We start from the raw sequence: 21,118 nt of genomic DNA, 5'->3' as shown, positions 1-21,118 counted from the left end.
GGACGTCGGACGGGCCGTCATTATGGTCTTGCACCCGCCCTGCCCCGCCGGGCCGCGGACGAGCCCACGTAGTAGTTGTACGAATCGATGTCCACCACGCAGCGCGCCATCAGGTCGACGAACGCGCGCAGTTTCTGCCCCATGTAGCGCTGCCGCTGGTAGGCGCAGTAGATGCGCCGCGGCTCCGGCTGCCATTGCGGCAGCACCGGCACGAGCACGCCCTGCGCCACTTCGGGCCGGGCAAAGAAGGCCGGCAGCAGCGCGATGCCGAAGCCGTCGATGCAGAAGGTCTTCATCACCCAGTGGTCGTTGGTCTCGAAGGCGGGTTCCGGGCGAAAGGCGTAGCTGCCCGATGCGCCCGAGACCAGCAGAACCTGCGACGGCCCCGAGGCTTCCTTCATCACGATCGAGCGGTGATCCAGCAGGTCTTCGGGCACCTGCGGCGTGCCCTGGCGCTCGAGGTACTGCGGGCTCGCATAGAGGCCGTAATTCAGCCGGCCCAGCAGCTTGGCGACGAGGTTCGGCACGTCGGGCGGCTCGGAGCACACGTAGCAATCGACATCGCCGATCTGCGGCGCATTCAGGCGGCTCGCCACGTCGAGCTGGCAACGCACATCGGGGTGCGACTCCAGGAACAGCTTGACGACGTGGCAGACGAACGAGGTGCTGAACTGCGTATCGGATAGCAAGGAAAGACTGCCCGAGACGCCCGCCGTGATCTCCTGGATCTCGGTGCGCGCGGCCTCCAGCCGGCCCGTCACATCGTCCAGCAGGCCTTCGCAGCGCGCGAAGAAGGCGCGCCCGGCCTCGGTCGCCGTGAGGCGGCGCGGGCTGCGCATCAGCAGTTGTGCGCCCAGCAGTTCCTCCAGCCGCGTGAGCTGCCGGCTCAATGTGGCCTTGGAGACGCCCGACAGGCTCTCGGCCTTCGTGAGGCTGCCGCTTTGCATGACCAGCACGAAAGCCTGCACCAGCGCCAGGTCGATGCCGGTCACGCGCGGTCTCCTTCGGCGAAAGCTGGCCGTTTCAGAAATGAAAAGTTGCGTCTCGGCATTTGGCTTTCATCGGGTGGAAAGAAGCGGTACGGTCTGCGTGGGCGTAGCGAATGCTATGCCAGGCCCCACCGAGCCCCGCTCCCCACGATTGGAGAAAACCCGATGCACAGCCCTGCCCGACGCACCCTGCTCTCCGCCGGCGTCGCCGCCTCCCTGCTCCCATTGCGCGCCGCCTGGGCGGCGGGGCCGTTCAAGATCGGCTTCGTCTTCCTCGGCCCGGTCGGCGACACCGGCTGGACCTACCAGCACGACCTCGGCCGGCGTGAGCTCGAGAAGAACCTCGGCACGCAGATCAGCGTGCGCACCGTGCCCGACACCAACGAGGGCCCCGATTCCGAGCGCGTGGCGCGCGAGCTCTCGGCCGATGGCTGCAAGCTGATCTTCGGCGCCTCCTTCGGCTACATGAAGCCGATGCTTTCGGTCGCCAACGACAACCCCGACACGAAGTACCTGATCGCCAGCGGCTACCAGACCGCGAAGAACTTCGGCGGCTACAACGCCCGCTGGCATGAAGGTGGCTATCTCGCGGGCATCGTGGCGGGAAGGACCACGCGCTCCAACACCATCGGCTTCGTCGGCGCGCACCCGGTGCCCGATGTGATGTGGTACCTGAACGCCTTCACGCTCGGCGCGCGCAGCGTCAACCCGAAGGCGATGGTGCATGTGGTGTTCATCAACTCGTGGTTCGATCCGCCGAAGGAGCGCGACGCCGCCGTCGCGCTGATGAACCAGGGCGCCGACGTGCTCACCCATTTCACCGACACGCCCGCCGTGACCACCGCCGCCGAGGCGCGCGGCGTAGGTGTCATCTCCTTCCATTCAGACATGCGCAGCCATGCACCGAAGAACTACCTCACAGGCGTCACCCACCACTGGGGCGGCTTCTACACCAAGGTGGCGCGCGAGGTGATGGCCGGCACCTGGAAGCCCAGCCTCTACCTGGGCGGCATCGCCGACGGCGTGGTGAAGATGGCGCCGATGGGCCCGCGCGTGCCGAAGGACGTCGCTGACCTCGTGCAGGCGAAGGAGCGCGACATCGCGAGCGGCAAGCTGCAGGTGTTCGGCGGTCCCATCAAGGACCAGAAGGGCGTGGTTCGCGTGGCAGCCGGCAGCAATGTGGCGGACGCGGACCTCGGCAAGATGGACTGGTTCGCCGAAGGCGTCATGGGCGGCTCGCGCTGAGGGCCCCGAACGACATGACCGATCCGACCACTTCCACCTGGCACCCCGTGGCGCCATCCGCCGGCGTACGCCCCGGCGCCAACATCGTCGCCGGCTTCGCCGAGGGACAGGAACTCGCGCTCTGGCGCTCGGCCAGCGGCGCGGCGCAGGCCTGGGAAAACCGCTGCCCGCACCGCAGCGTGCGCTTCACGCTCGGCCAGGTCATCGAAGACCGCCTCTCCTGCGCGTACCACGGCTGGCAGTACGCCGCGGGCGGCGGGCAGTGCGTCAGCATTCCGGCCCATCCGGCGATGCAGGCGCCGCGCAACGTCTGCGCCAAGGTGTTCGGCGCGGTCGATGCGGGCGGCATGCTGTGGGTCAGCCACACGCGAGACGCATCGTCTGCGCCGCCTTCGCTGGCCGAAGCCGTGCCGGCCGGCTGGCACTTCTGCCGCACGCTGACGCTGCGTGCCGGCGCAGAGGGCGTGCGCGATGCGCTTGCACAGCACGGCTTCGCGGCCGATGCAGCACCGGGCGCATTTCGAGGTGCGCTCGACGGAGTGAAGACCGCTGCACTGGTGCTGGACGCACAGCCGCAGTTCACCTTCGTCCACCTGTGGACCGAGGCGCCGCCCGGCTCCGACGCAATGAAGACCCTCCACACGGCCGCGCGCAACCTGCGCGGCACCATCGAAACACAAGGCTGAAGGAACCCCGATGCCCTTTGTCACCGACGATCCCAACATGCGCGACGACTGGCTCGTCGTCGGATCTGCAAGCGCGCTCTCCGGCACCTCCGAACGGCAACCGCATGCCGCCTGCCTGCTCGGCGAAACGCTGTCGCTCTGGGCCGATGCCGACGGCACGCCGCAATGCCGCCTCGACGCACAGCCGCTGGCCGTGCAATCGCGCTACGGCTACCTCTGGGTCTGCCCCAGCGGTCGCCCTGCGCGCCCGCTCTTTGCATTCCCGGAATACGCCGAACCCGGCCGCCGCACCGTCGATTGCGGCGGCATCGGCGTGGCGGTGTCGGGCCTGCGCGTGATCGAGAACTTCCTCGACATGGCGCACTTCCCCTTCGTGCATGCCGACTACCTCGGCAAGGTGCCGCACACTGAGGTGGCGCAGTACCAGGTGGACATCGACCCCGCCACCGGCGAGATCTGGGCCACCGACTGCCGCTTCTGGCAGCCCCGGGCCTCGGCCGCGCACGACACCGGCAGCAACGTGCTCTACAAGTACCGCGTGATGCAGCCCTTCTCGGCCATGCTCTACAAGTCGAGCCTGCGCCCCGACGCGCAGGACGCCATCGGCCTCTTCCTGCAACCCATTGACGACGAGCATGTGATCGCCCACACGATCCTTGCCTGCTTCGACGACGTCTCCACCGACGCCGAGCTCATCGCCTTCCAGCAAACGATCTTCGGGCAGGACAAGCCGATCCTGGAGAACCACGCCTTCAAGCGCATGCCGCTCGAAGGCCGCGCCGAGACGCCGACGCGCGGCGACACGTCTTCCGTCACCTACCGCCGCTGGCTGCGCGAGCGCGGCATGCGCTTCGGCACGAGGGTCGCCGCATGACGACGATGCTGAAGCTGTACGACTATCCGCTCTCGGGCAACTGCTTCAAGGTGCGGCAGATGCTGGCGTGGCTGGGCGTTGCCTACGAAGCGGTGCCGGTCGACTTCTACCCGGGGCGCGAACACAAGTCGGCCGCGTTCCTTGCGAACGTCAATCCGCTCGGACAGCTCCCGGTGATCGACGACGAGGGCTTCGTGCTGCGCGATGCGCAGGCCATCCTGGTCTACCTGGCGAGCCTTTACGACGCGCAGCACCGCTGGTATCCGGACGATGCAAAGCTGCGCAGCCAGGTCACGATGTGGCTCGCCACCGCCGACGAGATCACCCGCACCGCTTCGGCCGCGCGCCTGCACGATGCGCTCGGCTACCACCACCTGAACATCGAGGCGTGCCGCAGCGGCGCCCGCGCCATATTCCGCGTGCTCGACGACCACCTCGCCGAACAGGCCAGCGCGGGCCTGCGCTGGCTGGCTTCGGCGCCCGATCCGACGATTGCCGACCTCGCCTGCTTCCCGTATGTCGCGCTGGCGGGCGAAGGCGGCATCCCGCTCGACGAGTTTCCGGCCCTGCGGAACTGGGTCTGGAATTTCCGACACCTGCCCGGGTTCATCGGGATGTCGGGTATCTTCCCTGCTGGCCCTGCCTGAGTATTCTTGGGGTCCGCCCCTCCCTCTCCCTCTTTCCCCCGAACCCGCCATGAAAACCAAAGCCGCCGTCGCCTGGAAATCCGGAGCTCCCCTCACCATCGAAACCGTGGACCTCGAAGGTCCCAGGTTCGGCGAAGTGCTGGTCGAGATCAAGGCCACCGGCATCTGCCACACCGACTACTACACGCTCTCGGGCGCCGACCCCGAAGGCATCTTCCCCGCGATCCTCGGCCACGAAGGCGCGGGCATCGTGGTCGACGTGGGCCCCGGCGTCACCACGCTGAAGAAGGGCGACCACGTCATTCCGCTCTACACGCCCGAATGCCGCCACTGCAAGTTCTGCCTCTCGCGCAAGACCAACCTGTGCCAGCTGATCCGCGGCACGCAGGGCAAGGGCCTGATGCCCGACGGCACCTCGCGCTTCAGCCTCGACGGCAAGCCCATCGCGCACTACATGGGCACCTCGACCTTCAGCAACTACACGGTCGCTCCTGAAATCTCGCTCGCCAAGATCCGCGAGGACGCGCCCTTCGACAAGGTCTGCTACATCGGCTGCGGCGTCACCACTGGCATCGGCGCGGTGATCTTCACGGCCAAGGTGGAAGCCGGCGCCAACGTGGTCGTGTTTGGCCTCGGCGGCATCGGCCTCAATGTGATCCAGGGCGCCAAGATGGTGGGCGCCGACAAGATCATCGGCGTCGACCTGAACCCCGAGCGCGAAGCCATGGCCCGAAAGTTCGGCATGACGCACTTCATCAACCCGAAGGACACCGAGAACGTGGTCGATGCCATCGTGCAGCTGACCGACGGCGGCGCCGACTACAGCTTCGAGTGCATCGGCAACACCAAGGTGATGCGCCAAGCGCTCGAATGCACGCACAAGGGCTGGGGCCGCAGCATCATCATCGGCGTGGCCGAAGCGGGAGCGGAAATCAGCACGCGGCCGTTCCAGCTGGTCACCGGCCGCAAGTGGGAAGGCTCGGCCTTCGGCGGCGCGCGCGGCCGCACCGACGTGCCGAAGATCGTGGACTGGTACATGGAAGGCAAGATCAACATCGACGACCTGATCACGCACACCATGCCGCTGGAAGACATCAACAAGGGGTTCGACCTGATGAAGCGCGGCGAGTCGATTCGCGGCGTGGTCCTGTACTGATCGGCCGGAGGCGTTCGCCATGAACCGCATGGAACCCCTGCGCAAGATCGAAGCGGGCGTCCTCGAAGTCGCCTACTACGAAGCCGGCCCGGCAGACGGCCCGCCCGTGCTGTTGATGCACGGCTTTCCGTACGACATCCACACCTACGCCGAAGTCGCGCCATTGCTCGCGGACCAAGGCTGCCGCGTGATCGTGCCGTACATGCGCGGCTACGGGGGCACGCGCTTCCTGAGCGATGCCACGCCCCGCTCGGGCGAGCAGGCCGCCTTCGGCGCCGACCTGCTCGCGCTGCTCGATGCACTGAAGATCGACCGCGCGGTGCTCGCAGGCTACGACTGGGGCGGCCGCGCCGCCTGCGTGGTCGCGGCGCTGTGGCCCGAACGCTGCGCGGGGTTGGTCTCGCTCAACAGCTACAACATCCAGAACATCGCCAAGGCGATGGAACCCGACGCGGCCGAGAACGAGCACAGCCTCTGGTACCAGTACTACTTTCACAGCGAGCGCGGCCGCGCCGGTCTTGCGAAGGACCGCAAGGCCATCGCGAAGCTGCTCTGGAAGCTGTGGTCGCCGACCTGGCAGTTCGACGACGCCACCTTCGAGCGCAGCGCCACTGCCTTCGACCATCCGGACTTCGTCGAGGTGGTGATCCATTCGTACCGCCACCGCTTCGGCCTCGTGCCCGGCGACCCGGCGTACGCGGGCATCGAGCGCCGCCTCGCCGCGCAGCCCGCGATCACCGTGCCCGCCATCACCTTCGACGGCATCGACGACGGCGTGCGGCCACCGGCCGATGCCGCGGCCCACGCACATCGTTTCAGCGGACCGCGCTCGCACCGCCTCGTGCCCGGCGCGGGCCACAACCTGCCGCAGGAAGCGCCGCGCACCTTCGCCGATGCGGTGCTCGAACTGGTGCCCGCATTGCGCAACTACAAGCCATGACCGACCACACACCCAAGACCCTGTCCGAACACCCTTGTTTCGGCGGCGTGCAGAGCTTTCACGCGCACGCCTCGCAAGAGATCGGGTTGCCGATGCGCTTCTCGGTCTACCTGCCGCCACAGGCCGCGAACGGGCCGGTGCCGGCCCTCCTCTACCTCGCGGGCCTCACCTGCAACGAAGAGACCTTCGCCATCAAGGCCGGCGCGCAGCGCATGGCCGCGAGCCTGGGCATCGCGCTGATCGCGCCCGACACCAGCCCGCGCGGCCCCGCCGCCGATTGCGTACCCGGCGCGAAGGACGACTGGGACTTCGGCATCGGCGCCGGCTTCTACCTCGACGCCACGCGCGAACCGTGGGCCACGCACTGGCGCATGGAAAGCTGGATCGTCCACGAGCTGCTGCCGCTCGCGGCGCAGCACTTCGCGATCGACGGGCAGCGCCTCGGCATCTTCGGCCACTCGATGGGCGGCCATGGCGCGCTCACGCTGGCGCTGCGGCATCCGGGGCGCTTCAAGTCGCTCTCGGCCTTCGCGCCGATCTGCGCGCCCACCGAGTGCCCGTGGGGCGAGAAGGCGTTCAACGGCTACCTCGGCGCACCCGGCGTCGACCGCGCGCAGTGGCTCGCGCACGACGCTAGCGCGCTCATGCGCTCGCAGACCGTCGCGCCGTATCCGCAGGGCATCCTCATCGACCAGGGGCTGGCCGACAAATTCCTTGCGGAGCAACTGCATCCCGAGGCGTTCGAGGCGGCCTGCTTCGCAGCCGGCCAGCCGCTCACGCTGCGCCGGCACGCGGGCTACGACCATGGCTACTACTTCATCCAGAGCTTCATGGCGGACCACATCGCGCACCACGCGCAATCGCTCCACGCCCAGCGGCCCTGATCGACTGCGGCGGGTGCCCGCCGTATCATGAAACGCATGTCCGCCGCCCAAATCCCCGCCTTCCACCTGCGGTCGCGCGATGGCACCGCCGAAGAGAGCCTCGTGCTGGCCGGCATCTGGCGGCGCGCATGGATCTCGGCCAACCGCGGCGCGGCCTTCACCGAACCCATCTCACACTGGCTGCGCCGCGTGCAGACCGAGTTCGTGCTGCCGGCCGAGGTGGTGCTGGCCGAGCGCGATGGCCAGGTGCTCGCGTTCATGGTGCTGCTGGAGCGGCGGGAGTATGTGGCGCAACTCTTCGTCGAGCCGCACCTGCGCAACCAGGGCCTCGGGCAGGCGCTGCTGGACGAAGCCTGCGTGCGCATACCGACCGGCTGGAGGCTCCACGTGGCCACCACCAACACCACCGCGCAACGTTTCTACGAACGCTATGGCCTCGTGCGCGGCACGGTCGACCACCACCCCACCAGCGGACGCGAACGCATCGCCTACCATTGGTCGCCCTCGCGCCCGCCATGGCGGGTCGGCTGAACGGCCCACACATTCCTGTTCCCTCATGCGCATCGATCACATCGCACTCTGGACCACCGATCTCGAACGCTGCAAGCGCTTCTATGTCGACTACTTCGGCGCGACGGCCGGCGACGGCTACGTGAACCCGACGAAAGGCTTCGCCTCCTGCTTCCTGAGCCTGGGCGACGGCGCGCGCATCGAGGCGATGACGACCAGCACGCTATCGCCCATGGTGACCGAAGCCGGCGCGCAGCGCATGGGCTGGACGCACCTGGCGATCAGCGTGGGCTCCGACGCCGCCGTCGATGCGCTCACGCAGCGGCTCACGGCCGACGGCTATCCGCTGCTCGACGGCCCGCGCCGCACCGGCGACGGCTACTACGAGAGCGTGGTGCTCGACCCGGACGGCAACCGCATCGAGATCACGTCCTGAGCCCCGCGGAGACACCCTCATGCACTACCTGCTGATCTACGACACCGCCCCCGACTACCTCGAGCGCCGCGGCGAGTTCCGCGACGTGCACCTGGCCTTCGCCTGGCAGTCGGTGGAACGCGGCGAGCTGCTGCTCGGCGGCGCCACCGGCAACCCGCCCGACGGCGCGGTGCTGCTGTTCGAGGCCGCCTCGCCCGAGGTGCCGGAGGCCTTCGCCAAGGCCGACCCGTATGTGCTGAACGGCATCGTCACCGGCTGGCGGGTGAAGGCCTGGAACACCGTGGTCGGCGCGCAGGCATCGACGCCGGTCAGGCCGGACGCTGCACGATGAGCGAATTCGTCCAGAGCCTGCACGAGACCTTCGAGCGCCTGGGCCGCATCCAGACGCGCCGCATGTTCAGTGGCCACGGCGTGTGGCACGAGGGCCGCATGATCGCGCTCGTTTTCAAGGACACGCTGTACCTCAAGTCCGACGCCGAAAGTGCCGTGCATTTCGACAAGCTGAACCTGCCGCCCTTCACCTATATGCGCCAGGGCAAGGCGATGCCGATGTCGTACCGGCAAGCCCCGGCCGACTTCTTCGAAGACCGCGAAGAAGCCGCGCGCTGGGGCCGCCTCGCCTACGAAGCCGCCTTGCGTTCGGGCCAGCCTCCGAAACAGCCCAAGCCCAAGGCCGCAGCGAAGAAAACCGCCGCGAAGAAAGTGGCCGCCAAAAAGACACCCGCAAAGAAAGCCCCAGTGAAGAAAAAGAAAGCAGCCCCTCGGTGAGCGACAACACATCCACGTTGCAGCCCCTTCCCGAACGCGAGCAGATCGCCCTGCTCGAGCCCTTCGAGGGCCTGGACCTGAAGGACATCGTCGTCGTGACCACACTGCAGGAGGCCGAGCACGCCGCAGCCACCTTGCTCGCCGCGGGTGTCGCCGGCTTCGACACCGAATCCAAGCCCACCTTCGCGAAGAACGAGGTCTCGGGCGGACCGCACGTGGTGCAGTTCTCGACCCGCGAGACGGCCTGGCTCTTCCAGCTGCACCGCACCGAATGCAACCCGGTGGTCGCCGCGCTGATCGCCTCCACCGAACTCAAGAAGGTCGGCTTCGGCCTCTCGACCGACCTCACGCTGATCCGCAATCGCCTGAACATCGAGCCCGGTGCGGTGTACGACATCGACAACGAATTCCGCCGCCGCGGCTACCGCAAGTCGGTGGGCGTGAAGACGGCGGTGGCGCTGGTGTTCGACCGGCGCTTCATGAAGTCGCGCAAGGCGACCACCTCGAACTGGGCCAACAAGCAGTTGACGGAATCGCAGATCCGCTATGCGGCCAACGATGCCTACGCGTCGATCCGCGTATACGACGCGCTCTTCGCCGGCGCCTGAGTTCGCAGCAGGCCTCAGTCGCGCCCGGCTTCCAGGATCGCCTGCGCCAGCCGCGCGGGGTTCGAGAAGAACATCTCGTGGCTGCCGGGGCATTCCACCAGTCTGAAAAGCCCCAGCCGCTCCGACAGGCGCGGATGCCACGGCAGGCTGTGCGGCAGCGCGGTGTCCTGCTGGCAGTTGACGTAGGACTTGCCGAGCGCAAGAGCAGCCAACGGCTGCTTCAGCTGGATCTTGTCGGTGAAGGTGCGGTACGCGTGCGGGTTCAGCTTTTCGTAGGCCGACTGCGCGAGCGCAAGGTCGGCGTCGTTGATGAAGGCCTCGCGCCAGATCTCGAAAGGCAGGGTCACGGCGTTGCCGTTGGCGCCAGCGATGGCGTCGAACATCGTCACGTAGTGCGGCGGCACCATGTCGTTGAGCGATTCGCCATCGAGCGGCACGAAGGCATTGATATAGACCAGCCGCTTCAACCGGTGCGCGATGCGGTCCGCCACGCCCGAGATCACCATGCCGCCGTAGCTATGGCCCGCCAGGCGCACCTCGGTCAGGTCTTTCTCCTCGATGTAGCGCACGGCCGAGGCGATCGCATCCTCCAGGCCGGTGGTCGCGCGGTCGTCGCCGGGCCGGTTGCCGGCCAGTGTCGGGCAATGCACCGTGTGACCGGCTTTGCGCAGGTGGTCGGCCACCGCTTCGATTTCCGCGCCGGTGTGCCAGGCGCCGTGGACGAGAACGTAGGTGTCGGACATGGGTGTCTCCTTCTTGAGGGGGTTGAAGCAACGCGACTGTAAAAACGCGCATGCACCGCGGATGGCCGATACCTGCCAGGCCGATGGCCGATTCGCGCCCGCCCCCTTCAGCGCAAGCGCCGCAGTTCTCCGGGTGTGCGCCCCAAATGTCTTCGACACTGCCGCACGAAGTGCGAGGCGTCGCTCAGCCCCACGCGGAACCCGATCTCCGCGACGCTCAACCGGTCGAAGCGCGCATCGGCCAGCATGCGCTGCGCCACCTGCATGCGAAAGCCCGTCAGGGCGGTGGCGAAGGTGGTCGCGCCGTCGGCGAGACAGCGGTGCAGGCTACGCTCCGAAATGCCCAGTTCGCGCGCCACGCCCGCGGCCGTGAGGCCCGGCTCGGCATGGCGCTCGCGGGTGGCGTCGAGCACGCGCTGGCGCAACGCGGCGCGGCAGCCCTGGTCGGACGCCGCGGGCGCCTGTCCGAACGCCAGCGAGAGCAGCCCGCCCAACTGGTCGGTCAGCAGCGCCGCGGGCAGCGGTGGCTTCGCGGCCACCTCGGGCGTCAGTTGCTGCGCGAAGCCGCTGAGCACGCCGCCCCAGCCGCTGTGCCCGTCGATGCGGCGCGCCACGAGGTCGCCGGCATCGGGCAGCCACGACTCGACCCATGCGGTCGGCAGCTCGAGCGAGAGGGTGTCGGCCGATTGCAGCAGGTGAAACGCATAGCAGCGGCGCGAATCGACCAGCACCACGTCGCCGGGCAGCATGCGCGCGGAGCGTTCCTCCTGCACGGCCACCCAGGGCGAATCGGTCTTGCAGAGCAGGTAGTAGTAGTTGCTGCGGCTGTGGGCGATGGCGCGGCGCGTGCGGTAGACGTCCTGCGCGGTGCCGCGTACCCGGTTCACGCCGATGGGGCCGAGCGGCGCGGATTCGAGCGTGGCACCGAACGCGCCGGCCTCCGTGCTGGTCACGTCCATTTCGAGAAAACCCTCGCAGATCGCGCCGATCCAGTAGTCCAGCCGCTGCGGCGGCGGCACGGTGTCGGTCGACCAGGCGTGGATGGCGGCGGGCGCGGAAGCGGCGGCGGGAGTCATCCCGCCAAACATAGCCAGCCCGGACCCGTTTGCCAAGCGGGTATAGACGCCCTCCGACGCCGGGCGGCGGTGGCCCCGGCACAATGACCGTCACATCCAACCGTCTTCAACCGCATACGAAGGAAGGGCTCCGAGCAACATGAGCAAGAAAAGCGATTTCGGACTGATCGGCCTGGCCGTCATGGGCCAGAACCTCGTGCTGAACGTGGAAAGCCGCGGCTTCCAGGTCAGCGTCTACAACCGCACCGAGGCCACCACCGAAGCCTTCATCGCCGCGAACCCGGGCAAGAAGCTGGTCGGCGCCAAGACGCTCGAAGAGTTCGTCCAGAGCCTCGAGAAGCCCCGCAAGATCCAGATCATGGTCAAGGCCGGCGCGCCGGTGGACCAGGTGATCGAACAACTCATTCCGCTGCTCGACAAGGACGACATCGTCATCGACGGCGGCAACAGCCTCTACACCGACACCGAGCGCCGCGATGCGTACCTCTCGAGCAAGGGCCTGCGCTTCATCGGCGCGGGTGTCTCGGGCGGCGAGGAAGGCGCGCGCAAGGGGCCGTCGATCATGCCGGGCGGCCCGCTCTCCACCTGGGAGGTGATGAAGCCGATCTTCGAGAGCATCGCGGCCAAGGTGGACGGCGAGCCCTGCGTGATCCACATCGGCCCCGGCGGCGCGGGCCACTACGTGAAGATGGTGCACAACGGCATCGAGTACGGCGACATGCAGCTCATCTGCGAGGCCTACAGCCTGTTCAAGGCCGCAGGCTTCACCACCGACGAGATGGCCGCGATCTTCAACGAATGGAACGACGGCGAGCTGCAGAGCTACCTGATCCAGATCACCGCGAAGGCGCTCGAGCAGAAGGACCCGGAGACCGGCAAGCCGATCGTCGATGTGATCCTCGACAAGGCCGGCCAGAAGGGCACGGGCCAGTGGACGCTGATCAACGCGGCCGAAAACGCGGTGGTCATCAGCACCATCAACGCCGCCGTCGAGGCGCGGGTGCTGTCGTCGCAGAAGAAGGCGCGCGTGGCGGCCAGCAAGGTGCTGCAGGGGCCGAAGATCGAACTGTCGCTGGAGAAGAAGGCGCTGGTGGCCAAGGTGCACGATGCGCTCTATGCCTCGAAGGTCATCAGCTACACGCAGGGCTTCGACCTCATCAAGACGATGGGCGACAAGAAGGACTGGAAGCTCGACCTGGGCCGTATCGCGGCGATCTGGCGCGGCGGCTGCATCATCCGTGCGCGCTTCCTGAACCGCATCACCGACGCCTTCCGCACCGACGCGGCGCTGGCCAACCTGATGCTCGATCCGTTCTTCAAGGACCTCTTGAACCGCACGCAGCAGAACTGGCGCGAAGTGGTGGCGCTGGCGGTGAGCAACGGCATTCCGGTGCCGGCGTTCAGCGCGTCGCTCGCCTACTACGACAGCTACCGCACGGAGCGGCTGCCGGCGAACCTCTTGCAGGCGCAGCGCGACTTCTTCGGTGCGCACACCTACGAGCGCGTGGACAAACCCGAAGGCCAGTTCTTCCATACAGACTGGCCTGAAGTCATCGGCTGATGCCATGCCGGCCGCCGGCTACCCCAGTCACCTTGTCGAAGACTGGCACCTCGCCGACGGCACGCCGGTGCGCATCCGCCCGATCCACGCCGACGACCTGCCGATGCACACGGCATTCGTCGCGGGCCTGTCGAACGAAACGGGTTACCGCCGCCTGCTCTCGCCGCGCAAGCCCCAGCCCGACGAGCTCTGGCGCATGACCCACATCGACTACGAGCGCGAACTCGCGCTCATCGCGACCACCATCGTCGACGGCGCGCAGCAGCAGATGGGCGTGGTGCGCTATGTGCGCGGCGACACGCCCGAGACGGCCCACGTCGCCGAGTTCGCCGTCGTGATCGGCGATGCGTGGCAGCACCGCGGTGTCGCGATGAAGCTCATGCGCAAGCTGATCGATGCGGCCACCGAGGCCGGCGTGAAGCAGCTGGCGGACATCACGCTCTACGACAACGTCGGCATGCTGGCGCTGGCGCGCAAGCTGGGGTTCAGGGTGCAGCGCGATCCGGGCAATCCCAACGTCACGCGGCTGCGGCTGGCGCTCGATGCGCCCTCGCGCTCCTAGCCCAGCAACCCGAGCTTCGACACCACCTTGCCCAGCGGCTTGCGCTCGCCGACGAGCGCCACCGCCACATAGCGAAGCGCCTGTTCCGGCACGGCAGCCACGGCTTCGCCGAAGGCCGCGTAGTTGGTGGTCTGCTGGCCCTGCACCGGAAAGTCGACCACGTCGCATTCGGTGGTCTCCATCGCCTTGTGGCGCACTGCGGCCAGTTCCTCCTGGCTCGCGCCGAGCACGGCGATGCCGATCGGAATGAGGCCGGGATGCACGCCGCCCGACGCGTCGATCAGTGGCGCACCGACCAGCCCCGGATGGCGCTGGCCCACGGTGAGCGCCACCACGGCTGCCGCATTGGCCGCGAGCCCCGCGGGCAACGTGTTGTCGACGACGATCACGCAGCGTTCGGGCAGCGCGGGCGCAGTGGAAGGGACGGAAGAAGGCACGGAGTCGTTCATGAAGAGGCTTTGCGAGGCGTGGAAGACGGTGAAGCAGATGAAGGGGGCGCATCGAGCCGCCGCAGCGCATTCCCCACTTCGGCGCGGAACTGCGAGAGCGCGTGCAGCGACGCATCGACGGGCACGAAGGCGCTCCACAGCAGTTCGGTGAGCTGCGATGCGGTCTCCTCGATGTCGGGCTTCTTTCCGGAGACGACATAGTCCCAGAGCACGTGCTCCATGGCACCGAAGACCATGTCGCGCAGCAACCGCAGCGGCACGCCCTCGCGCAGCTCGCCGGCTTCGCGCGCAGCGGCCAGCGCATGCATGAAGGGTGCGGTGTATCGGCGCTTGAGGTCGGCGATGACACCGCCGAAAGCCGCGTCGGCCGTGCGCCCTTCGCTCAGCACCAGCGCGCAGATGCCGGCGCCTTCGCCCATCAGGTTGACCAGGTGCTTGCGCACGACGAAGGCGAGTTGTGCGCGCAGGCCATTGAGCTGCGGCAGCTCCCGCTCGACCTCGCCGGAGATCTGGTCGTACCAGCGGCGAATGACCTCCAGGCACAACTCGCGCTTGCTGCCGAAGTAGGTGAACACGGTGGCCTCGGAGACGCCCAGGCGCTGGGCGATCTCCAGCGTGGTGGCGCGCTCGAAACCCTTCTCGGCGAAGACTTCCTTGGCTACTGCGAGCAGGCTCTCGATGCGGCGCTCGGATTTTTCGCTGCGCGCGGCACGCGGCGGTTTCGAGGTGATGTCCTTGGGCATGGATGGTGATTTTTTGAGTGTTACTTAATCATAATTCACTCTAAAAGCCATTCAATATCCAAGTAAATTGAGCATCACTTGAAATTCATTGTCCTGTCGCCCTGGATGAGCGGCAGGCCCCGAGGCGACGGCCAGCGCCACGCTCCGGCACCCCATGACTACCAGCCGAACCCCATCCACATGCAGCCTTTTGGTAAAGCGCCACACCCAAAGAAATGGCGGCAGCAAACTTAAATCTACTTCCTTATGATGCGAAACCTTTTTCCGCCGGAAGCAGAGAGCCCTGTCCATGGTCCAGCTCGCGTTGCGTCGCCCTTACACCTTCATCGTCATGGCGATGCTGATCGTGCTGGCCACGCCTTTTGTCCTGGCGCGCATGGCCACCGACATCTTTCCGGAAATCAACATCCCGGTGGTCAGCGTCATCTGGAATTACACCGGCCTGCCGGCCCAGGAGATGGGCCAGCGCATCTCGGGCCAGGTGGAGCGGGGCCTGACCACCACGGTGAGCGACATCGAGCACATCGAGTCGCAGTCGCTCGCGGGCGTGTCGATCATCAAGGTGTTCTTCCAGCCCACCGCCAACATCGAGATGGCGATCTCGCAGGTGGTGGCCTCCATGCAGGCGCAGGTGCGGCAGCTGCCGCCGGGCATCACGCCGCCGCTGGTCATCAAGTACTCCGCCTCGAGCGTGCCGGTGATCCAGCTCGCGCTCTCCAGCCCCACGCGTTCTGAAAACTCGCTCTTCGACTCGACCGTCAACCAGCTGCGCCCGCAGCTCATCACCGTGCCGGGCGCGGCGATTCCCTTTCCCTACGGCGGCAAGAACCGGCTGATCTCGGTCGACCTGGACACCCAGGCGATGCAGGCGCGCGGCCTCACGCCGGCCGACGTGGTGAACGCGGTCAACACGCAGAACCTGATCCTGCCCTCGGGCACCGCCAAGTTCGGCGCCACCGAATACAGCGTGCGCATGAACGGCTCGCCCGACGCCATCGCGGGCCTGAACGACCTGCCGGTGCGCACCGTGAACGGCGCCACCACCTACCTGCGCGACGTGGCCTTCGTGCGCGACGGCTTCTCGCCGCAGACCAACATCGTGCGCCAAGACGGGGTGCGCGGCGTGCTGCTGTCGGTGCTCAAGAACGGCGGTGCCTCTACGCTGGACATCGTGGCGAACATCCGCGGCATGTTGCCGATCGCCACCCAGTCGATGCCGCAGGACATCAAGGTCACGCCGCTCTTCGACCAGTCGGTGTTCGTGAAGGCGGCCGTCAAGGGCGTGGTGTTCGAGGCCATCCTCGCGGCTGCGCTCACGGCGGCGATGGTGCTGCTGTTCCTGGGCAACTGGCGCAGCACGCTGATCATCGGCCTCACGATTCCGCTGTCGATCCTGGCGTCGATCCTGGTGCTGTATTCGCTCGGCGAAACGCTCAACCTCATGACGCTGGGGGGCCTGGCGCTCTCGGTGGGCATCCTGGTGGACCAGGCGATCGTGACCATCGAGAACATTGAGCGCCACCTGCACATGGGCACGCCGCTGAAGGAAGCCATCGAGGTCGGCGCGGGCGAGATCGGCAGCGCCGCCTTCGTCTCCACGCTGTGCATCTGCATCGTGTTCGTGCCGATGTTCTTTCTCTCGGGCGTGGCGCGCTTCCTGTTCGTGCCGCTGGCCGAGGCGGTGGTGTTCGCGATGCTGGCCTCCTACCTGCTCTCGCGCACGCTGGTGCCCACGCTGGTGATGCTGCTGATGGGCGGCGTGCATGCGCAGCCGGCCGAAGGTGACGCCCCCAGGAAGCCCAGCGCGCTGCAGCGCGTCTACCAGGCCTTCGACCGCCGCTTCGAGCGTGTGCGCCGCGCGTACACATTGCTGCTGTCGGTGGTGCTGTCCAAACGTGGCGGCTTCATCGGCCTGTTCCTCGGCTTCTGTCTTCTTTCCTGCCTGCTGTACCCGGTGCTGGGCCGCGACTTCTTCCCGACCGTGGATGCCGGCCAGATCCGCCTGCACGTGCGCGCGCCCACCGGCACCCGCATCGAGGAGACCGCGCGCCTCACCGACCAGGTGGAAGTGGCCATCCGCGAACTGGTGCCGGCCGACCAGCTCGAGACCATCCTCGACAACCTGGGCATTCCCAACAGCGGCATCAACCTCTCGTACAGCAACGCCGGCACCATCGGCACCTTCGACGCCGAGCTGCTGCTCTCGCTGAAGGAAGGCCACCGGCCCACCGAGCACTTCGTCTCGGTGCTGCGCGCGGAGCTCCCCAAGCGCTTTCCGGGCATCGAGTTCTTCTTCCAGCCGGCGGACATCGTCACGCAGATCCTGAACTTCGGCCTGCCCGCGGCCATCGACGTGCAGTTCAGCGGCAACGACACGGCCGGCAACGCGGCGCGCGCGGCCGAACTCACCAAGGCGATCAAGCAGATTCCCGGGGCGGTCGATGCGCACGTGCACCAGCGGCTCGATGGCCCCAGCCTCAACCTGCAGATGGACCGCACGCGGCTGCAGCAGTACGGGCTCACGGCCGCCAACGTCGGGCAGAACGTGCTGATCGCGCTCTCGGGCAGTTCGCAGACGGCGCCGGCCTTCTGGCTCAATCCGGTGAACGGCGTGGTCTACAGCATCGCGGTGCAGACGCCGCAGTACAACGTCGACTCGCTCGATTCGCTGCTCAACATCCCGGTGGGCACGGGCGGCGCGGCGGCCGCGGGCGGGGCCTCGCAGCAGCTGCTGGGCAACCTGGTCGAGGCGCAGGCGTCGCGCCAGCCGGCGATCCAGTCGCGCTACAACATCGCGCCGGTGATCGACGTCTACGTGAGCGTGCAGGGCACCGACCTAGCGAGTGTCGCGTCCAAGGTGCAGGTGCTGGTCGACGAGATGCGGCCCAAGCTCTCGCGCGGCAGCCAGGTCACCATCCGCGGGCAGGTGCAGACGATGCAGTCGTCGTTCATCGGCCTGGGCGTGGGGCTGGTGATGGCGATCGTGTTGGTGTACCTGCTGATCGTGGTCACCTTCCAGTCGTGGCTCGATGCAGCGATCATCATCACCGCCCTGCCCGCCGCGCTCGCGGGCATCGCGTGGATGCTCTTCATCACCGGCACCACGCTGAGCGTGCCCGCGCTCACAGGCGCGATCATGACCATGGGGGTGGCCACCGCCAACTCCATCCTGCTGGTGTCGTTCGCACGCGAGCGGCTGCAGGCCGGCATTCCGCCGCTCTCGGCCGCGCTCGAAGGCGGCGCCACCCGCGTCCGGCCGGTGCTGATGACGGCGCTGGCCATGATCATCGGCATGATCCCGATGGCGCTGGGCCTGGGCGAAGGCGCCGAGCAGAACGCGCCGCTGGGCCGTGCGGTCATCGGTGGCCTGCTTTTTGCCACGGTGTCGACATTGTTTTTCGTACCCGCCGTGTTCGCGGGGGTGCACAGTCGGCTTGCGCATCGCAAGGCGGCACGCGAAGAAGCCGGGCATTCGGCGCACACGCCAGCGGGCCCTGCGCCCCAGGAGAACTGATTTCATGACGGAGCAACGCCACTCGGCATTGGCCATCCACCCCATCGCCGTCGAAGAGGGCGAAGGCGAACTGCTGCGCCGCCGGCAGATCGTGAAGCGCACGCGCTGGCTCGTCGTGATCGTGCTCGTGCTGCTGGCGCTCGGTGCGGCACGCACGGTGTTCGTGCGCATCGCCAATGCGCGTGCGCTCGAAGCCGGCACCGCGGAGCGCGCCAAGCTCTATGTGCAGACGGCCCTTCCACGCACGCCCACCGCCGGCCAGACGCTGGCGCTGCCCGGCACGCTGCAGGGCTTCGTGCAATCGCCGATCTCGGCGCGCGCGAGCGGGTATCTGAAGCGCTGGACCAAGGACATCGGCAGCCGGGTCGAAAAGGGCGAATTGCTCGCGGAAATCGAAACACCGGAAATCGACCAGCAGCTCTCGCAAGCCGTGGCCGCACGCGCGCAAGCCGCCTCGGGCCTCTCGCTCGCACAAAGCACGGCCGAGCGCTGGGAGAACCTGCGCAAGAAGGACGTGGTCTCGCAGCAGGACCTGGACGAACGCCGCAGCGCCGTCGCGCAGGCCATCTCGAACGTGGCCGCCGCCGATGCCAACATGCAGCGCCTGAAGCAGACCGAAGGCTTTAAGCGCGTCGTCGCGCCGTTCGCGGGCGTCATCACGCGCCGCAACGTCGACGTGGGCGACCTGATCGACGCGGGCGCGGGCGGCGGCGCCGGGCGCGCGCTCTTCATGCTGGCGCAGACCGATCCGCTGCGCGTGTACATCAACGTGCCGCAGGCCTACGCGCAACTCGTGAAGGCCGGCCAGCCTGTGGTGGTGACGCAGGCCGAGCTGCGCGGACAGACCTTCAAGGGCGAAGTGGCGCGCACCTCGGGCGCCATCGACGCGACCACGCGGATGATGCAGGTCGAGGTGTCGCTGCCCAACCGCGACGGCGCGCTGCTGCCGGGCGCCTACGTGCAGGTGTCGCTGCCGCTGGCCGCGGCCCGCACGATCACGGTGCCGGCCAATGCGCTGTTGTTCCGCGCCGAAGGCACGCGCATCGCGGTGGTCGATGCGCAGGGCCGCATCGCGCTGCGCGCGGTGACGCTGGGCCGCAACTACGGCGAGAACGTCGAGGTGATCGACGGCTTGGGCAACAACGACCGCATGGTGCTCAATCCCTCCGACTCGCTGGCCGAAGGCGACGTGGTGACGGTGGCGCCGGACGAACCCGCTCCAGCGGCGAAGGCGCCCGCGAAGAAGGAACCGGCGTGAGACTGCGGGTCATTGCCGCCGCCATCGCGGCATTGCTCGCCGCGGGCTGCGCGGTCGGGCCTGACTACAAGACGCCCGAGACCCCGCTGCCCGTCAGCTGGACGCTCGAAGCGCCCTGGCGCCAGGCCACGCCGAACGACGTGGCCGACAAGGGTCCGTGGTGGAAGCGCTTCAACGATGCGCAACTCGACGCGCTGCAGGACAAGGCCCTCGCCGGCAGCCCGACGCTGACCATCGCCAACGCCCGGCTCGCCCAGGCGCGTGCCAATCTCGATGTCAGCTCGGCCAGCCGGTTCCCGCAGCTGGGCCTCGGCGCCCGCGCCTCGCGCCTGAAGATTTCCGCCAACCGGCCGCTTACCAATTACGCGACCGCCAATTCCTCCACCGTGCAGAACGACTTTGCGCTGTCGCTCAACGCCAGCTACGAACTCGACCTGGCCGGCCGCGTGCAGCGCACGGTCGAAGGCGCGACGGCATCGGCCGAGCAGTCGGCCGCGGACCTTGCGAACACGCGGCTCGTGCTCACCGCCGACGTGGCGAACAACTACTTCAACCTGCGCTCGACCGACATCGAACTCGACGTGCTCTCGCGCTCCATCGGCCTGCAGCGCCGCGCGCTCGAGCTGGTCACGGCGCGGCACGACCTGGGCGCTGTCTCGGGCCTTGACGTGGCGCAGCAGCAGGCGCTGCTGGAAACCACGCTGACGCAGGTCGACGTGCTCAAGAAGCAGCGCGCGCAGTACGAGCACGCGCTCGCCACCCTCACCGGCACGCCGGCGCCGACCTTCACGCTGCCGGTGGACCTGCGCGAGATCCGCCCGCCCGCGGTGCCGCTCGGCGTGCCTTCCGAAATCCTCCAGCGCCGGCCCGACGTGGCTTCGGCCGAACGTTCGATGGCGGCCGCGAACGCGCAGATCGGCGTGGCCACCGCGGCCTTCTATCCGAGCTTCATCATCTCGCCGACCGTGGGCGTGGACAGCCGGCTGATCGAGTCGCTGTTCAACGGACCGAGCCTCCTGTGGTCGGTGGGCGTGTCGGCCACGCAGGTGCTGTTCGATGGCGGGCGTGTGCGCGCGAACGTCGATTTCGCCAAGGCCGGCTACGACGCGACCGTGGGCAACTACCGCCGGACGGTGCTCACCGCGATGCAGGAGGTGGAAGACGGCATCACCGGCCTCTCCGCGCTCGACAGCGCCACCACGCAGGCGCAGGCCGCCGTCGCCGCCGCGCGCCGCGTGCTCGACATGGCGACCAGCCGCTACGAAGGCGGCGCATCGACGTACCTCGATGTGATCACCGCGCAGCAGTCGCTGCTGACGGTCGAGCGGCAGGCCGCGCAGCTGCAGGGACAGCGCCTCTTGACTGCGGTGTTTCTCGTGAAGGCACTGGGCGGCGACTGGGAAGCGCCGGCCTGAGCGGTCGCGGCGCGCGGGGCGCCGTCGGACGGCGCGTGCAGAATCTCATCCGCC

At 67.8% G+C, this 21,118-nt stretch carries 23 protein-coding genes; 17 read left to right on the top strand and 6 right to left on the bottom strand.

The window, feature by feature from the left end:
• Positions 1–20 precede the first annotated feature (20 nt).
• The gene (locus tag GNX71_RS09880; protein WP_206178153.1) at positions 21–992 is read right to left on the bottom strand and encodes a LysR family transcriptional regulator; all 972 of its coding nucleotides are present in this window, start codon (positions 990–992) and stop codon (positions 21–23) included.
• A gap of 162 nt (positions 993–1,154) precedes the next feature.
• Here GNX71_RS09880 and GNX71_RS09875 point away from each other — a divergent pair, with 162 nt between their 5' ends.
• Genes GNX71_RS09875 through GNX71_RS09820 form a run of 12 tightly spaced genes read left to right on the top strand, consistent with a single transcriptional unit; the run spans position 1,155 to position 9,743 of the window.
• Positions 1,155–2,234 carry a BMP family ABC transporter substrate-binding protein gene (locus GNX71_RS09875; RefSeq protein ID WP_206178152.1) on the top strand — a complete coding sequence of 360 codons (1,080 nt, stop codon included), beginning with the start codon at positions 1,155–1,157 and terminating at the stop codon, positions 2,232–2,234.
• Positions 2,235–2,248: 14 nt separating this feature from the next.
• The gene (locus GNX71_RS09870; RefSeq protein WP_206178151.1) at positions 2,249–2,920 is read left to right on the top strand and encodes a Rieske 2Fe-2S domain-containing protein; all 672 of its coding nucleotides are present in this window, start codon (positions 2,249–2,251) and stop codon (positions 2,918–2,920) included.
• A gap of 10 nt (positions 2,921–2,930) precedes the next feature.
• On the top strand, positions 2,931–3,794 hold the full coding sequence (locus tag GNX71_RS09865) for an aromatic ring-hydroxylating dioxygenase subunit alpha (RefSeq protein ID WP_206178150.1): 864 nt from the start codon (positions 2,931–2,933) through the stop codon (positions 3,792–3,794).
• On the top strand, positions 3,791–4,441 hold the full coding sequence (locus GNX71_RS09860; protein ID WP_206178149.1) for a glutathione S-transferase family protein: 651 nt from the start codon (positions 3,791–3,793) through the stop codon (positions 4,439–4,441). The genes GNX71_RS09865 and GNX71_RS09860 overlap by 4 nt, the downstream gene beginning before the upstream one ends.
• Before the next feature lie 49 nt (positions 4,442–4,490).
• Complete coding sequence (locus GNX71_RS09855; protein WP_206178148.1) at positions 4,491–5,597, top strand: S-(hydroxymethyl)glutathione dehydrogenase/class III alcohol dehydrogenase; 1,107 nt, start codon at positions 4,491–4,493, stop codon at positions 5,595–5,597.
• A gap of 19 nt (positions 5,598–5,616) precedes the next feature.
• On the top strand, positions 5,617–6,537 hold the full coding sequence (locus tag GNX71_RS09850; protein WP_206178147.1) for an alpha/beta hydrolase: 921 nt from the start codon (positions 5,617–5,619) through the stop codon (positions 6,535–6,537).
• The gene (fghA, locus tag GNX71_RS09845; protein WP_206178146.1) at positions 6,534–7,421 is read left to right on the top strand and encodes an S-formylglutathione hydrolase; all 888 of its coding nucleotides are present in this window, start codon (positions 6,534–6,536) and stop codon (positions 7,419–7,421) included. The genes GNX71_RS09850 and fghA overlap by 4 nt, the downstream gene beginning before the upstream one ends.
• Before the next feature lie 36 nt (positions 7,422–7,457).
• Positions 7,458–7,952 (top strand): GNAT family N-acetyltransferase, encoded by a 495-nt coding sequence (locus tag GNX71_RS09840; RefSeq protein WP_241027217.1) that lies wholly within the window; start codon positions 7,458–7,460, stop codon positions 7,950–7,952.
• Positions 7,953–7,977: 25 nt separating this feature from the next.
• Positions 7,978–8,367 (top strand): VOC family protein, encoded by a 390-nt coding sequence (locus GNX71_RS09835; RefSeq protein WP_206178144.1) that lies wholly within the window; start codon positions 7,978–7,980, stop codon positions 8,365–8,367.
• Positions 8,368–8,386: 19 nt separating this feature from the next.
• Positions 8,387–8,698 (top strand): YciI-like protein, encoded by a 312-nt coding sequence (locus GNX71_RS09830; protein ID WP_206178143.1) that lies wholly within the window; start codon positions 8,387–8,389, stop codon positions 8,696–8,698.
• A complete protein-coding gene (locus tag GNX71_RS09825) occupies positions 8,695–9,135 on the top strand; it encodes a TfoX/Sxy family protein (RefSeq protein WP_206178142.1) in 441 nt (146 codons plus the stop codon). Before GNX71_RS09830 ends, GNX71_RS09825 begins: the two co-directional genes overlap by 4 nt.
• Positions 9,132–9,743, top strand: coding sequence for a 3'-5' exonuclease (locus tag GNX71_RS09820; RefSeq protein ID WP_206178141.1), 612 nt, complete (start codon positions 9,132–9,134; stop codon positions 9,741–9,743). The genes GNX71_RS09825 and GNX71_RS09820 overlap by 4 nt, the downstream gene beginning before the upstream one ends.
• Positions 9,744–9,757: 14 nt before the next feature.
• Here the strand turns inward: GNX71_RS09820 and GNX71_RS09815 are convergent, their stop codons facing one another.
• A complete protein-coding gene (locus tag GNX71_RS09815) occupies positions 9,758–10,486 on the bottom strand; it encodes an alpha/beta hydrolase (protein WP_206178140.1) in 729 nt (242 codons plus the stop codon).
• A gap of 107 nt (positions 10,487–10,593) precedes the next feature.
• Entirely contained in the window at positions 10,594–11,562 is a 969-nt protein-coding gene (locus GNX71_RS09810) for a helix-turn-helix domain-containing protein (protein ID WP_241027216.1), read from the bottom strand.
• 139 nt (positions 11,563–11,701) lie between these two features.
• Between GNX71_RS09810 and gnd the strand changes: the two genes are divergently transcribed.
• Together gnd and GNX71_RS09800 are read left to right on the top strand one after the other, a co-directional pair.
• The gene (gnd, locus tag GNX71_RS09805) at positions 11,702–13,123 is read left to right on the top strand and encodes a decarboxylating NADP(+)-dependent phosphogluconate dehydrogenase (protein ID WP_206178138.1); all 1,422 of its coding nucleotides are present in this window, start codon (positions 11,702–11,704) and stop codon (positions 13,121–13,123) included.
• Positions 13,124–13,127: 4 nt separating this feature from the next.
• Positions 13,128–13,685 (top strand): GNAT family N-acetyltransferase, encoded by a 558-nt coding sequence (locus GNX71_RS09800; protein WP_206178137.1) that lies wholly within the window; start codon positions 13,128–13,130, stop codon positions 13,683–13,685.
• Here the strand turns inward: GNX71_RS09800 and GNX71_RS09795 are convergent.
• The 3 genes from GNX71_RS09795 to GNX71_RS09785 are packed head-to-tail and all read right to left on the bottom strand — an operon-like array spanning position 13,682 to position 15,168.
• The gene (locus GNX71_RS09795; RefSeq protein WP_206178136.1) at positions 13,682–14,134 is read right to left on the bottom strand and encodes a DUF2000 domain-containing protein; all 453 of its coding nucleotides are present in this window, start codon (positions 14,132–14,134) and stop codon (positions 13,682–13,684) included. The two genes, GNX71_RS09800 and GNX71_RS09795, sit on opposite strands and share 4 nt — an antisense overlap.
• Positions 14,131–14,877 carry a TetR/AcrR family transcriptional regulator gene (locus tag GNX71_RS09790; protein WP_206178135.1) on the bottom strand — a complete coding sequence of 249 codons (747 nt, stop codon included), beginning with the start codon at positions 14,875–14,877 and terminating at the stop codon, positions 14,131–14,133. Before GNX71_RS09790 ends, GNX71_RS09795 begins: the two co-directional genes overlap by 4 nt.
• A 51-nt stretch (positions 14,878–14,928) precedes the next feature.
• Positions 14,929–15,168: a hypothetical protein gene (locus GNX71_RS09785; RefSeq protein ID WP_206178134.1), complete on the bottom strand. Its 240-nt coding sequence runs from the start codon at positions 15,166–15,168 to the stop codon at positions 14,929–14,931.
• Here GNX71_RS09785 and GNX71_RS09780 point away from each other — a divergent pair.
• Genes GNX71_RS09780 through GNX71_RS09770 form a run of 3 tightly spaced genes read left to right on the top strand, consistent with a single transcriptional unit; the run spans position 15,161 to position 21,064 of the window.
• Positions 15,161–18,391 carry an efflux RND transporter permease subunit gene (locus GNX71_RS09780; RefSeq protein ID WP_206179402.1) on the top strand — a complete coding sequence of 1,077 codons (3,231 nt, stop codon included), beginning with the start codon at positions 15,161–15,163 and terminating at the stop codon, positions 18,389–18,391. The two genes, GNX71_RS09785 and GNX71_RS09780, sit on opposite strands and share 8 nt — an antisense overlap.
• A gap of 4 nt (positions 18,392–18,395) precedes the next feature.
• A complete protein-coding gene (locus GNX71_RS09775; RefSeq protein WP_206178133.1) occupies positions 18,396–19,649 on the top strand; it encodes an efflux RND transporter periplasmic adaptor subunit in 1,254 nt (417 codons plus the stop codon).
• Positions 19,646–21,064 (top strand): efflux transporter outer membrane subunit, encoded by a 1,419-nt coding sequence (locus GNX71_RS09770; RefSeq protein WP_241027215.1) that lies wholly within the window; start codon positions 19,646–19,648, stop codon positions 21,062–21,064. Before GNX71_RS09775 ends, GNX71_RS09770 begins: the two co-directional genes overlap by 4 nt.
• Positions 21,065–21,118: the final 54 nt, after the last annotated feature.

It is taken from the genome of Variovorax sp. RKNM96, from assembly GCF_017161115.1.
In the GTDB taxonomy this organism is placed as follows: Bacteria; Pseudomonadota; Gammaproteobacteria; order Burkholderiales; family Burkholderiaceae_C; genus Variovorax.
The sequence above is the reverse complement of the archived record's forward strand: the minus strand, read 5'-3'. Positions and strand labels throughout refer to the sequence as shown.